Source organism: Profundibacter sp. (genome assembly GCF_965277155.1).
Classification (GTDB): Bacteria; Pseudomonadota; Alphaproteobacteria; order Rhodobacterales; family Rhodobacteraceae; genus Profundibacter.
The window spans coordinates 935,001-947,790 of record NZ_CBDIBV010000013.1 but is presented as its reverse complement, the minus strand read 5'-3'; the positions used below and the strand labels follow the sequence as shown (position 1 = coordinate 947,790).

Here is a 12,790-nt window from a genome sequence, read left to right as displayed (position 1 = left end):
CCAACCGGCGGCTGGAACCGCCAAGGAGATCACGCCATGACAAAGAATACAGCAACATCGACATCCGCGCTACTGGCCAATGAAGCAGGCTATGACCCGATTGAAGACCGGCTGCGCCAGAACATCCGCGCGACGATCGAGGCGGTTTTCGAAGAGGAGCTGGAGCAGTTTCTGGGCCGTTGCCGGTATGGCCGCAGCGGCGGGGCAAAGGCCGGATACCGCCACGGGCATCGCGAGCGGCAACTGGTCGGAACATTTGGAACCGAAACGGTGCGCGTGCCGCGTGCGCGGATCACAGGCGAGGCCGGCAAGGCCAGAGAATGGCGCTCGAAGGCATTGCCCCGCTACCAGCGGCTGACGAAGAAGGCCGAGGCGCTGATCGCTGCTGTCTACCTTTCGGGCACCAACACACGGCGGGTAAAACGCGCCCTGTTCGGCCTGTTTCAGGGGGCGGTCAGCAAGGATGTGGTGAGCCGCGCCTGGCGCAAGGTGAAGGTGGACTGGCAGGCGTGGTGCGCCCGCAGCCTTGCGGATGAAGACATCGTGCGGCTGATCCTGGACGGCACCGTGATCAAAACGCGGATTGACAGGAAGGCCACCAATATCTCGGTTCTGGCCGCGATTGGCGTGCGCCGGGATGGGCAGAAGGTCTTGTTATCACTGATGAACATGGGCGGCGAAAGCACCTCCGCCTGGCGTCAGTTCATCAACGATCTGGATGCGCGCGGGTTGAAACGGCCCGAATTTGTCATCGTGGACGGGGCACCGGGACTTGAGGTCGCTCTCATTGCCCTCTGGGGTGAAGATCTGCCGATCCAGAGGTGCACGGTGCACAAGCACCGCAACCTTCTGGCCAAGGCACCCAAGCGTATGCATGATGAGTTGACAGAAGATTACCGCGACATGATCTACGCCAAAACACCCGAGGAAATCGCCACCCGCCGCAAGGCATTTCTGCGAAAATGGCGGCTGAAATGCAAGGCCGTCGCTGACAGCTTGGAAGAAGCAGGAGATAAGCTTTTCACCTTCACGCGTCTGCCACAAGGCCAGTGGAAATCGGCCAGAACGACAAATGCGATCGAACGCCTGAACGAGGAATTCCGCCGCCGCATCAAGACCCAGACCGTGCTGCCATGCGCCGAGACCGTGCCGATGCTGCTTTGGGCTCTGATGGCCTCGGGGCAGATCGTCATGCGAAAGGTCGATGGCTGGGAAACGCTCGCTCAGCCCGTCGCCGACGCAACCCTTGACCAAGCCGCCTGACCGGCGCATAACTCAACCCGCTCGGAGGTGCCTGAAATCAATTTCCACCACTTTCGAGACACAACCTCACCCCGACACCGGGCACCACAAATGTCTGTTTCACCCAGGGCACGTTGTTTGAAACACCTGATGGCCCACGCCGGATAGAACACTTGCGCCCCGGTGATCCGGTTATGACCAAAGACAATGGTCCACAGAAAATCCGCTGGTTATGGGCGCGCAATTGTCCGGTTTCAAAATTACGCGACAATCCGGAACTTGCACCGGTCAGGATCACAAAAGGGGCGCTTGGCTCGGGCCTGCCTCTTCGTGATCTTCTGGTCTCACGTCACCACCGTTGAGTAATGCCCGAAAGTTGGTGATGGGGTGATTGGGTGGCATATCATGGCGGTGTTGACGCGCCGCGATTCTCAGAGAGAAAAGGATATGCCACATGGAAGACGATACTATTTTGGAGTTTACCGATCCAGCCGGAATTTCACCTGATCCGCTGACGGATATCTTGCGCAAAGGCGCGCGGGATCTGTTGGCACAGGCGGTCGAGGCCGAGGTTTGTGATCTGATGGCGCAACACGCGCATTTGAGGGATTCGGCCGGTCGCCAGCGCCTTGTTCGCCACGGATACCTGCCGGAGCGCGAGGTGATGACGGGGATCGGCCCTGTCCCGGTGAATGTGCCTCGGGTGCGTGATCGTGGCACGGGGGCGGAGAAGATCAGGTTCACCTCGACGCTTCTGCCGCCGTATCTGCGCCGGGCAAAGTCGGTCGAGGAGTTGTTGCCCTGGCTCTATCTCAAAGGTATTTCCACGGGTGATTTCGGCGAAGCACTGGCGGCCCTTCTGGGGCCTGATGCGGGTGGTTTGACATCGAGCACGATTTCGCGCCTGAAGGCGGAGTGGTGGGCAGAATACGAGCGTTGGAACCGGCGTGACCTGTCGGCCAAACGCTATGTGTATTTCTGGGCCGACGGGGTTTATTTCAAGCCGCGCACGGATGCTGACAAGCAATGCATGCTGGTGATCATCGGCGCGGACGAGTGGGGTAACAAGGATGTTCTGGGCCTCGTGGACGGGTATCGAGAAAGCAGCCAGAGCTGGCGTGAACTGCTGCTGGACTTGCAACGTCGTGGCCTCAGAAAAGCCCCTGATCTGGCCGTTGGTGATGGCGCGCTCGGCTTCTGGAACGCCTTGCGGGAGGTGTTCGGTGAGACCCGGGAGCAGCGCTGCTGGGTGCATAAAACCGGCAACGTCCTGAATGCCATGCCGAAGTCGCTGCAAGCCAAAGCCAAGGGCCATCTACAGGACATCTGGATGGCCGAGAACAAACGGGACGCCGAGGCCGCGTTCAATTTCTTCATCGAAGCCTATGGCGTGAAATACGAGCGTGCCGTGGGGAAGCTGACCAAGGACCGGGACGTGCTGCTGACCTTCTACGACTTCCCTGCCGAGCACTGGAAACACATCCGCACATCCAACCCCATCGAAAGCATATTTGCCACCGTGCGGCACCGAACGAAGAAGACCAAAGGCTGCCTCGGGCGCAAGACCGCCTTGGCAATGACCTTCCGCCTGATGATGTCGGCAAAGAAGAAATGGCGTAAACTCGACGGCGCATTCCGATTGCCGGAAATCATCGAAGGGGTTGAATTTAAGGACGGGATCAAGCAGGAAAAACATGCCGCCTGATTACTGCGTCACCAACTTTTGGGCATAGCTCACAAGCATAGGACACGGAAGAGGTGGTCGCGGAAATTCGGACCAGTTGTTAAGGTGGATCGACTTATGAGAAAGACGATTCAAAATGACGAAACGAAAGAACCATTCTCCCGAATTCAAAGCCCGCGTTGCGCTTGAAGCAATCCGCGAGGAAATGACGATGGCGGAGCTGTCGAAGAAGTATGGTGTGCATCCAACCCAGATTGGCACATGGAAACGAGCAGCGATTGAAAACATGGCCACGGCATTTTCCAGACGGGGCCGTGATCCTGATCGGGTTGATGAAGCCCAGATTGAGAAGCTGCACTCCAAGATTGGTCAGCTGGTCGTGGAACGGGATTTTTTAGCCAACGCCTCGCAACAGTTGCTCGGGAAGCGAGGCAAAAAATGGTGAGCCGTGAGCATGATCTGAGTGTGCGACGACAATGCGGGCTACTTTCTCTGGCGCGCTCGAACCTGTATTACCAGCCAAAAGGCGAAAGTGCTGAAAATTTGCGGTTCATGACAATAATCGACAAGCAATTCTTGCAGACGCCGTGGTATGGATCACGGCAAATGGCCCGGCACATGCAGCGCCAAGGTTACAAGTGTGGTCGCCACAGGGTCCGCCGTTTGATGCGGCTGATGCGGTTGGTTCCGATCTACCAGACGCCCAACACGAGCAAGAAACATCCGCAGCATAAGATCTACCCGTATCTGCTGCGAGACCTGACGATTGATCGTCCAAACCATGTGTGGTGCGTAGATATCACCTACATTCCGATGCAGCGCGGGTTCCTCTATTTGGTCGCGATCATGGACTGGCACAGCCGCAAGGTTTTGAGCTGGAGATTGTCAAACAGCATGGAGGCAGATTTTTGCGTTGAAGCCCTGAAAGAGGCTATGGCCAAATACGGCAAGCCCGATATCATGAACAGCGACCAGGGCAGCCAGTTCACCGGGTTTGAATGGACGCAGGCGCTGAAAGAAGCCGACGTGAAAATCTCGATGGATGGCAAAGGTCGCTGGGTCGATAACCGGATGATCGAGCGGCTTTGGCGATCCTTGAAATACGAATGCATTTACCTCAACGCATTTGAAACGGGTTCGCAGACCCGCGCCGGGATCGGGAAATGGTTGGCTTACTACAACACCGAGCGCCCGCATTCCACCCACGGAATATTGACCCCGGATGAAGCCTATGACAGAAAAACAAAACCAATGAGTTTGGCAGCCTAAATGAAACCCTGATCCATCTTAAACTGGCTGCTGACTGGTCAAAAAAGTGGGACCACCTCTCTGCCAATCTCCAGGCCTCTCTAAGATCAGCGCTGCGGCTCTTCATATTGAAATGCCCGAACTTGGAACACTACAGGAGAAATAGGTTGCTAGTTTGGCGGGCCTTGCTCCAATGACACGCCAGTCAGGGCGATGGACGGGTAAAGCCTTCATTTAAGGCGGCGGGAAGCATTTGCGGGATGCGTTATATATGCCTGCGGTTGTTGCTGCGCGGCACAATCCGGATATGAAGCAATTTTACGACAGACTCATCAATTCAGGGAAACCTGCAAAAGTTGCGTTTACTGCTATCATGCGTAAGTTGATCTTGTTGGCAAACTTGCTGATTAAGCAGAACCGAATTTGGACAAAAATGGCGCTTGATTAAGACGGATACTATCCGTTTTCGCGCAGGATATTTCCCGCCAGATAGAGCGAACCGCAGATCAGGATGCGGGCGTTCGGGTCTGTCTGGATGATGTCGGCAATGGCGGATTGCACGTTGTCAGCAATATGCGTTTCCATGCCCACCTGCTTTGCCGCTTTGGCGGTTTCGGCGGCGGGCAGGGTTGCGGCCTCGCCGGGGATGGAAACCGCATGCAGGGATTTGGCATGTTGTGCCAGCGGGCGCAAATAACCGGTGATGTCTTTGGTATTCAGCATACCGCAGATCAGGTGCAGCGGGCGGGTTGGCAGGCGGGTCAGGGCCTCGGACAGGGCATGTCCGGCGGCGGGGTTGTGGCCGCCGTCCAGCCAGAGTTCGGCTGTGTCAGCGGCGTCCACCAGCGGGCCGTGATGCAGGCGTTGCAGGCGGGCGGGCCATTTGGCGTTTGTGACAGCGGCCTCGCAGGCGGTATCGTCAAAGCTAAGCTGGCGCAGGGCGGCGACGGCGATACCGGCATTCTGGATCTGGTGCGCGCCGATCAGGGCGGGCAGGGGCAGGTCCAGCAGGCCGGTTTCATCCTGATAGATCAAACGACCGCGTTCTTCCCAGACGTGCCAGTGCTGGCCATGCACCATCAGCGGTGCACCAAGGCGGTTAGCAGTGACCTCGATCACCTCCAGGGCCTCGTCCGGCTGCGGTCCGACAATGCAGGGCACACTGCGTTTTATGATGCCCGCCTTTTCACCCGCGATTTCGGTCAGGGTATCGCCCAGAAACTGGGTGTGGTCGATGGACACCGGCGTGATCACCGTCAACGCGGGTTTGCCCACCACGTTTGTGGCGTCCATCTTGCCGCCAAGGCCGACTTCGAGCAGGGTGTAATCGGCAGGTGTTTCGGCAAAAGCCAGCAGGGCAGCGGCGGTGGTGATTTCGAAATAGGTGATCGTGTCGCCGTTGTTGGCAGTATAACAGCGATCCAGCAGATCGGTCAGTGCGGGTTCGGTGATATGTTTGCCTGCAAGCGTGATGCGTTCATGAAACCGCGCCAGATGCGGCGAGATATAGGCGTGGACCGATTTCCCAGCCCCCTCCAGCCCCGCGCGGATCATCGCTTGGGTTGACCCCTTGCCATTGGTGCCCGCGATGTGGATCACGGGGGGCAGGTTGCGTTCGGGATGGCCAAGGGTGGCCAGTAGCGGATCAATACGGTCAAACGTCAGGTCGATGACCTTGGGGTGCAGCGTCATCATCCGCTCGAGGATGATGTCCGAGGTCGGCGTGCTCACTTTTCTTCCGCAGGTTGGTCGGGGGTTTCGGCGGTTTCTTTAGGGGCGGGCAGATCGCCCATCACAGGCGGGCTCATCCCCATCAGCATCCGCACGATGGTGACCAGTTCGTCGCGCATATCCTTACGGTGGGTCACGCGATCCAGCATACCGTGGTCCAGCAGGTATTCCGAGCGCTGGAAGCCTTCGGGCAGTTTTTCCCCGATGGTCTGTTCAATCACCCGCGCACCGGCAAAACCGATCAGGGCGTTGGGTTCGGCAATCTGCACATCCCCCAGCATCGCATAAGACGCGGTCACACCGCCGGTGGTCGGATGGGTCAGCACGACGATATAGGGCAGACCTGCCTCGCGCAGCATTTGCACGGCGACCGTGGTGCGGGGCATCTGCATCAGGGACAGGATGCCCTCTTGCATCCGCGCACCACCGGCGGCGGAGAACAGGATAAAGGGGCGCTTGGTGGCCACGGCGCGTTCGGCAGCGGCGATGATGGCGTTGCCGACATACATCCCCATCGAGCCACCCATAAAGCTGAAATCCTGCGCGGCAGCGACAACGGGGGTGCGGCCGATTTCGCCCTCGGCCACCAGAATCGCATCCTTTTCACCGGTCTTTTTCTGCGCGGCCTTCATGCGTTCGGGGTATTTCTTCTGATCCTTGAACGTCAGCGGGTCCAGCGGCACATCCGGCACTTCGATTTCGGTAAAAATCCCGCCATCGAACAGATGTTCGAACCGTTCGCGCGGTGTAATCAGCATATGATGGCCACATTCGCCACATACCTGCTGGTTTTCCTTCAGTTCGCGGTGAAACAGCATGGTGCCGCATTCGGGGCATTTGGTCCACAGGTTGTCCGGCGTTTCGCGACGCGAAAACAGCGAGTTGATCGTGGGGCGAACGTAGTTGTTGATCCAGTTCATCGGGTCGGCACCTATGCAGTGTTTTTGTTAACTTCCGAGATAAGCTGCGTTTGGGGAAATTGCAATCAGCGGTCAAGCGCAATGCGCAAAATCCGCCAGATAACCAGCAATAAAAGCAAATCCATGCCCAGCGCCAAAGGCAGTTCGGCCGTATCCGCCTTGTCAAACGGTGTCACATACAGGGCCAGCCCCGTGATGGTGTTCTGAACCGATACAAACAACAGCGCAAAGATGTTGTTGGCAAAATGCAGGCCAATCGCGGCGCCCAGACTGCCGGTTCTTTGCACCAGATCGGATGCAATCAGGGCCATCGCAAAGGTCACCCCGACCACCAGCCATTTGTTGCTGCCCATCTCCGGATCCCAATGCAGTGCGGCAAACAGGGCAGCGGGCAGGATCATCCAGACAAGTGGCGATTTGAACCGCGCAGCCAGCTGTTGTTGCAGATAACCACGAAAGATCAGTTCCTCGGCGCTGGTCTGGATCAGGATCAGCGGGATGGCATAGGGCAGGTAGCGCAGCCATTCCTCCATCGGCAGGTTGGGCTGCACCGGCTGGAACCACAGCGTAACCGCGCTATAGGCGGCCATGATCAGCAACACCGTGATGGTCGCCGTCACAAACCCGCGCAATGTCACATCCAGCGGGCCAAACAACGTACCCGGCCCGCGCATATGGCAGGCAGGGGCGGCGATGATCGGGCCCAGCGCCATGCCGGTAAAGGTAAACAGCATGATCAGGGTCGGCACCGCGCCTTGCACCGTCAGCACCGCGTTGGCCCAGCGCAAAGACCCCATCGGAAAGTTGGCGATAACCCCGGCCCAGAGCACCAGTGCAATGAAACCGAAGTAAACAAACAGGATCAGCAGGATGCCAAGGACCAGCCGCCAGATTTGCGGATACAGACGGGCGGGGGCAATATAGGCGTTGAATTCGGGTGTGCGCATAGGGGAACAGCATTCAGCAATGTTTGGGGTTGCGCAAGGTGGAAATGTGGTCAGACTGTTATGCAGGAGGCCCCATATGTTAGTAAAAGAACTCTTCCCCGTTGCCCAAATCCGCGTGCCGGTCAAACGCGCCAAAACGCTGGATGCCGCCAAGGTGCAGCAAATCGCCGAAAGCATGCTGGAAGAGGGCCAGACCACGCCCATCCGGGAACGCAAATCCAAGGACGGTTATGTGCTGATCGAAGGTCTGCACCGGCTGGAGGCGCTAAAGGCGCTGGGCGAGGAGATGGTCGAGGGGTATCTGGTGAGGGCGGTGCTGCATTAGGGGGGGTGAGAATCGATTGCGGGCAATAGTCGCTTTGATCATAATCGAGACATTTGCCGGGGTAATGCACGCAATCAGACCGATTTATCCGCAATAGTTTTCCAATTGGCGTAATCGATCAAAGTTGATCGTCTTACACTCAATAATCTACATTCCGGCAAAGATTTGGGTTGTGTCTCGAAAGTGGTGGAAATTGATTTCAGGCACCTCCGAGCGGGTTGAGTTATGCGCCGGTCAGGCGGCTTGGTCAAGGGTTGCGTCGGCGACGGGCTGAGCGAGCGTTTCCCAGCCATCGACCTTTCGCATGACGATCTGCCCCGAGGCCATCAGAGCCCAAAGCAGCATCGGCACGGTCTCGGCGCATGGCAGCACGGTCTGGGTCTTGATGCGGCGGCGGAATTCCTCGTTCAGGCGTTCGATCGCATTTGTCGTTCTGGCCGATTTCCACTGGCCTTGTGGCAGACGCGTGAAGGTGAAAAGCTTATCTCCTGCTTCTTCCAAGCTGTCAGCGACGGCCTTGCATTTCAGCCGCCATTTTCGCAGAAATGCCTTGCGGCGGGTGGCGATTTCCTCGGGTGTTTTGGCGTAGATCATGTCGCGGTAATCTTCTGTCAACTCATCATGCATACGCTTGGGTGCCTTGGCCAGAAGGTTGCGGTGCTTGTGCACCGTGCACCTCTGGATCGGCAGATCTTCACCCCAGAGGGCAATGAGAGCGACCTCAAGTCCCGGTGCCCCGTCCACGATGACAAATTCGGGCCGTTTCAACCCGCGCGCATCCAGATCGTTGATGAACTGACGCCAGGCGGAGGTGCTTTCGCCGCCCATGTTCATCAGTGATAACAAGACCTTCTGCCCATCCCGGCGCACGCCAATCGCGGCCAGAACCGAGATATTGGTGGCCTTCCTGTCAATCCGCGTTTTGATCACGGTGCCGTCCAGGATCAGCCGCACGATGTCTTCATCCGCAAGGCTGCGGGCGCACCACGCCTGCCAGTCCACCTTCACCTTGCGCCAGGCGCGGCTCACCACATCCTTGCTGACCGCCCCCTGAAACAGGCCGAACAGGGCGCGTTTTACCCGCCGTGTGTTGGTGCCCGAAAGGTAGACAGCAGCGATCAGCGCCTCGGCCTTCTTCGTCAGCCGCTGGTAGCGGGGCAATGCCTTCGAGCGCCATTCTCTGGCCTTGCCGGCCTCGCCTGTGATCCGCGCACGCGGCACGCGCACCGTTTCGGTTCCAAATGTTCCGACCAGTTGCCGCTCGCGATGCCCGTGGCGGTATCCGGCCTTTGCCCCGCCGCTGCGGCCATACCGGCAACGGCCCAGAAACTGCTCCAGCTCCTCTTCGAAAACCGCCTCGATCGTCGCGCGGATGTTCTGGCGCAGCCGGTCTTCAATCGGGTCATAGCCTGCTTCATTGGCCAGTAGCGCGGATGTCGATGTTGCTGTATTCTTTGTCATGGCGTGATCTCCTTGGCGGTTCCAGCCGCCGGTTGGGTGGCTTCGATGCACCCGGAGATTACGCCGTCCTCGAATTTCCACCAAACTCGCGACACTACCTTTCAAAATTTCCCCGGCTTCTTTTGCAGTGTCAATGAGCATTTAAAACTGACCCGGTTTCGGCATTTAAATTTGCCCCCCCCTTTGTGGCGCAAAGCCCCCAGTCGGGCCGCCTTCATGTAGCGAGTCCGTCTGGGGGCTTTGCTTGCGGAACGGCTAGTTTTTTCTACGGCGTTTACTCTGGGCGAACCGGTATGAGGTATTGCCGGTTTCGATGATGTTGCAGTGATGAGTGACGCGATCCAGAAGGGCGGTTGTCATCTTGGCATCCCCGAAGACCGAGACCCATTCACCGAACTCAAGGTTGGTTGTGATGATGATGCTGGTCTTCTCGTAGAGCTTGCTGATCAGATGGAAGAGCAACGCGCCACCGGATTTGGGAAACGGGATGTAGCCCAGCTCGTCGATGATGACGCAGTCCAAAGCCGAGAGCTGCCGGATGATCTTCCCTGCATTGCCGTCGGCCTGTTCCTTGATCAGGGCGTTGATCAGATCGACGGCGTTGAAGAAGCGCGCCTTCTTGCCGTTGTTGATCAGCGTCGTTCCCAGCGCGATGGCGATGTGGGTTTTGCCCGTGCCGGTTCCGCCCACCAGGATGAGGTTATGGGCCTCCTCTGTGAACTGGCCGGTGCAGAATGGTTCGATCTGGGCCTGGGTGAGGGCGGCGGCGCTGTAATCGAAGGTGGCGAAGTCCTTGTGATGGGGGAACTTCGCAACCCTCATTTGATACTGGATGGAGCGCACCCGGCGCTCTACAGTCTCGGCGTCGATCAGTTGCCTTATCGCTGTGGTCAGACTTGGCGGCTTGCGCGCGGACAGCAGATCATGGGCGCAAGCTGCCATTCCATGCAACCTGAGGGCTGTCAGTTGGTCGATCAAGGCATTCATACGGCAACCTCCTCAGCCGAGCACAGGGTCTCATAGCGTTTGCAATCGGCTTCGGGCCGCAAGGTCAGCTGCGGATAAGCGCAGGCATCGCTGAGCGGTGTGATGACCGGTTCCACCAACTGGTTGATCAGATTGATGATGGCGGGCAGCCGCAGGGTGTTTTGTGCCACCGCCAGATTGCAGGCCGTCTCGACCACCTCGATCCCGTGATCCTGTGCCAGCAGGAGCAGGTCGACGAACTCCCGATCCCCGCCTTTACCAGCCATGTAATGTTCCCTGATCCGATGCATGGCCTCGGGCAGTTCCCAGCCCACAAAGGGGGCGCCATTGCGCAGGGCACCAGGCTTGCGGTCCAGCAGGGGAACGTAATGCCAGGGCTCGAAATAGCTGATATTGCGGGTAAAATGACGCCTGTGCTCGGCAATCACATCCTGACCGGAGACCACCACGATCCGGCCGGCATAGGCGCGTAGCGACACATGATGCCCGGCAAAGCGGGAGGGCACGCTGTAGCGATTGCTGGCATATTGAACCAGGCAGGTGGAGCGGACACGGACGGTCTTTTCCACGTAGCCGTCGAAGGCCCGACCCAGGGGGCGCAGTTCGGCGCGCTCGTCTTCGAACACTTCGGTAATCGTGCGATCCTGCTGCTCGGGATGGGGACGCTCTGCCAGATCTTCGCAACGCAGACGCAGCCACGCGTTCAGCGCCTCGAGATCATCAAAGGCCGGTTCGGGAACGAACAACCGGCCCCGCAAGAACTGGACCTGGTTCTCGACCTGTCCCTTCTCCCAGCCCGCAGCGGGCGTGCAGGCCACCGGCTCCATCACATAGTGGTTCATCAAGGCCAGGAACCGGGGATGGAATATCCGCTCCTTCGAGCGCGAAACGTAGGTCACCATGGTCTTGGGGTTGTCGATGATCACCCTGCGCGGAACGCCTCCGTAAAAGGACAGCGCCTGCACGAAAGCATCCAGCACCATCTCCTGGGCTTCACCGGGATAGGCAATCACGAAAGGCTTGCGGCTGTGACACAGGCGGAAATGAGCGACCTTCACCTTCTGCTCGACACCACCCAGTACGACCCGTTCTTCGCTCCAGTCAAATTGCAGCGCGTCACCCGCCGCAAAATGCAGCGGGATAAACGCATCTCCCGAACAGGCCCCGGCGCGCTTCAACTCACGAACAAAACGCTGAACCGGCGAATAGGACCCGGTATAGCCCTCTGCCACAAGCTGCTCGTATAGCTTCTGGGCCGTCCGCCGCTCCCGGCGTGGTCGCCTCGAGTCCTGATCAAACAGTTCCTGCAGCCGAAGATCAAACCCATTGCACAGTTTGTGCCGAACTGGCGGCGCATGGCGCTGGTAGCTCGGCGGATTCTCGTCCTTCAAATACTTCTTGATCGTGTTCCGCGACAGTCCCGTCGCCCGCGCCACAGACCGGATGCTGCGCCCTTCAACCAGCACCCAGCGCCGGATCTTCGATACGCTTTCCATCAATATCACCTGCTCTTTCCTCCGCACAATTTTGCGCGGATGTTAACGAAACAGGTGGGTCAATTTTACTCGCTCATAACCCACCCAAGTGGGTCAGTTTTGCACGCCGATTCACACTCTGGGGTGAAGATCTGCCGATCCAGAGGTGCACGGTGCACAAGCACCGCAACCTTCTGGCCAAGGCACCCAAGCGTATGCATGATGAGTTGACAGAAGATTACCGCGACATGATCTACGCCAAAACACCCGAGGAAATCGCCACCCGCCGCAAGGCATTTCTGCGAAAATGGCGGCTGAAATGCAAGGCCGTCGCTGACAGCTTGGAAGAAGCAGGAGATAAGCTTTTCACCTTCACGCGTCTGCCACAAGGCCAGTGGAAATCGGCCAGAACGACAAATGCGATCGAACGCCTGAACGAGGAATTCCGCCGCCGCATCAAGACCCAGACCGTGCTGCCATGCGCCGAGACCGTGCCGATGCTGCTTTGGGCTCTGATGGCCTCGGGGCAGATCGTCATGCGAAAGGTCGATGGCTGGGAAACGCTCGCTCAGCCCGTCGCCGACGCAACCCTTGACCAAGCCGCCTGACCGGCGCATAACTCAACCCGCTCGGAGGTGCCTGAAATCAATTTCCACCACTTTCGAGACACAACCTTCCCTCGATAACCGTTGTTTGTTGAGGAAACTGATATTTTTGAAAAAACTTCTGTTTTTTACAAAAAAGGGGTTGCGACTCTGGTCGTGGGGGCC

The 12,790-nt window shown here is 58.1% G+C and carries 11 protein-coding genes and 2 pseudogenes; 7 read left to right on the top strand and 6 right to left on the bottom strand.

Annotation, left to right across the window (positions count from 1 at the left end):
* The first annotated feature begins 36 nt into the window (after nt 1-36).
* The 5 genes and pseudogenes from ACQY4M_RS19985 to ACQY4M_RS19965 all read left to right on the top strand — a co-directional run bounded on the left by ACQY4M_RS19985 (nt 37) and on the right by ACQY4M_RS19965 (nt 4,622).
* Nucleotides 37-1,263, top strand: a complete 1,227-nt coding sequence (locus tag ACQY4M_RS19985) for an IS256 family transposase (RefSeq protein WP_428539582.1) — start codon at nt 37-39, stop codon at nt 1,261-1,263.
* Between the two features lie 104 nt (nt 1,264-1,367).
* Nucleotides 1,368-1,604: pseudogene (locus tag ACQY4M_RS19980) on the top strand (Hint domain-containing protein); the annotation flags it as partial.
* 92 nt (nt 1,605-1,696) lie between these two features.
* Nucleotides 1,697-2,947, top strand: a complete 1,251-nt coding sequence (locus tag ACQY4M_RS19975; protein ID WP_428539230.1) for an IS256 family transposase — start codon at nt 1,697-1,699, stop codon at nt 2,945-2,947.
* A 115-nt stretch (nt 2,948-3,062) separates the two neighbouring features.
* Nucleotides 3,063-4,195, top strand: a protein-coding gene (locus tag ACQY4M_RS19970; protein WP_428539245.1) for an IS3 family transposase whose coding sequence is annotated in 2 segments (ribosomal slippage) — nt 3,063-3,315 and nt 3,315-4,195 — 1,134 coding nt in all. Because the reading frame shifts where the segments join, the coding sequence is not laid out codon by codon here.
* Between the two features lie 232 nt (nt 4,196-4,427).
* Nucleotides 4,428-4,622 (top strand): hypothetical protein, encoded by a 195-nt coding sequence (locus ACQY4M_RS19965; RefSeq protein WP_428547821.1) that lies wholly within the window; start codon nt 4,428-4,430, stop codon nt 4,620-4,622.
* Between the two features lie 8 nt (nt 4,623-4,630).
* Here the strand turns inward: ACQY4M_RS19965 and ACQY4M_RS19960 are convergent, their stop codons facing one another.
* From ACQY4M_RS19960 to ACQY4M_RS19950, 3 genes are all read right to left on the bottom strand, one after another.
* Nucleotides 4,631-5,905 carry a bifunctional folylpolyglutamate synthase/dihydrofolate synthase gene (locus ACQY4M_RS19960; RefSeq protein ID WP_428547818.1) on the bottom strand — a complete coding sequence of 425 codons (1,275 nt, stop codon included), beginning with the start codon at nt 5,903-5,905 and terminating at the stop codon, nt 4,631-4,633.
* The gene (accD, locus tag ACQY4M_RS19955; protein ID WP_428547815.1) at nt 5,902-6,825 is read right to left on the bottom strand and encodes an acetyl-CoA carboxylase, carboxyltransferase subunit beta; all 924 of its coding nucleotides are present in this window, start codon (nt 6,823-6,825) and stop codon (nt 5,902-5,904) included. The genes ACQY4M_RS19960 and accD overlap by 4 nt, the downstream gene beginning before the upstream one ends.
* A 65-nt stretch (nt 6,826-6,890) precedes the next feature.
* The gene (locus ACQY4M_RS19950; protein ID WP_428547812.1) at nt 6,891-7,772 is read right to left on the bottom strand and encodes a lysostaphin resistance A-like protein; all 882 of its coding nucleotides are present in this window, start codon (nt 7,770-7,772) and stop codon (nt 6,891-6,893) included.
* Between the two features lie 76 nt (nt 7,773-7,848).
* Between ACQY4M_RS19950 and ACQY4M_RS19945 the strand changes: the two genes are divergently transcribed.
* Nucleotides 7,849-8,097, top strand: a complete 249-nt coding sequence (locus tag ACQY4M_RS19945) for a ParB N-terminal domain-containing protein (protein ID WP_428547809.1) — start codon at nt 7,849-7,851, stop codon at nt 8,095-8,097.
* A 234-nt stretch (nt 8,098-8,331) separates the two neighbouring features.
* Here the strand turns inward: ACQY4M_RS19945 and ACQY4M_RS19940 are convergent, their stop codons facing one another.
* The 3 genes from ACQY4M_RS19940 to istA all read right to left on the bottom strand — a co-directional run bounded on the left by ACQY4M_RS19940 (nt 8,332) and on the right by istA (nt 12,041).
* Nucleotides 8,332-9,558, bottom strand: coding sequence for an IS256 family transposase (locus ACQY4M_RS19940; protein ID WP_428539582.1), 1,227 nt, complete (start codon nt 9,556-9,558; stop codon nt 8,332-8,334).
* A 255-nt stretch (nt 9,559-9,813) separates the two neighbouring features.
* Nucleotides 9,814-10,545: an IS21-like element helper ATPase IstB gene (gene istB / locus ACQY4M_RS19935; protein ID WP_428539322.1), complete on the bottom strand. Its 732-nt coding sequence runs from the start codon at nt 10,543-10,545 to the stop codon at nt 9,814-9,816.
* Nucleotides 10,542-12,041 carry an IS21 family transposase gene (gene istA, locus ACQY4M_RS19930; protein ID WP_428539289.1) on the bottom strand — a complete coding sequence of 500 codons (1,500 nt, stop codon included), beginning with the start codon at nt 12,039-12,041 and terminating at the stop codon, nt 10,542-10,544. Before istA ends, istB begins: the two co-directional genes overlap by 4 nt.
* 116 nt (nt 12,042-12,157) lie before the next feature.
* Between istA and ACQY4M_RS19925 the strand changes: the two are divergent.
* A pseudogene (locus ACQY4M_RS19925) lies at nt 12,158-12,628 on the top strand (transposase); the annotation flags it as partial.
* Nucleotides 12,629-12,790: the final 162 nt, after the last annotated feature.

What these genes read in the sequence shown, in the direction of transcription:
- istB (WP_428539322.1), bottom strand. Translation starts at nt 10,545, where the DNA reads ATGAATGCCTTGATCGACCAACTGACAGCCCTCAGGTTGCATGGAATG.
- ACQY4M_RS19975 (WP_428539230.1), top strand. Translation starts at nt 1,697, where the DNA reads ATGGAAGACGATACTATTTTGGAGTTTACCGATCCAGCCGGAATTTCA.
- accD (WP_428547815.1), bottom strand. Translation starts at nt 6,825, where the DNA reads ATGAACTGGATCAACAACTACGTTCGCCCCACGATCAACTCGCTGTTT.
- istA (WP_428539289.1), bottom strand. Translation starts at nt 12,041, where the DNA reads ATGGAAAGCGTATCGAAGATCCGGCGCTGGGTGCTGGTTGAAGGGCGC.
- ACQY4M_RS19940 (WP_428539582.1), bottom strand. Translation starts at nt 9,558, where the DNA reads ATGACAAAGAATACAGCAACATCGACATCCGCGCTACTGGCCAATGAA.
- ACQY4M_RS19945 (WP_428547809.1), top strand. Translation starts at nt 7,849, where the DNA reads ATGTTAGTAAAAGAACTCTTCCCCGTTGCCCAAATCCGCGTGCCGGTC.
- ACQY4M_RS19985 (WP_428539582.1), top strand. Translation starts at nt 37, where the DNA reads ATGACAAAGAATACAGCAACATCGACATCCGCGCTACTGGCCAATGAA.
- ACQY4M_RS19950 (WP_428547812.1), bottom strand. Translation starts at nt 7,772, where the DNA reads ATGCGCACACCCGAATTCAACGCCTATATTGCCCCCGCCCGTCTGTAT.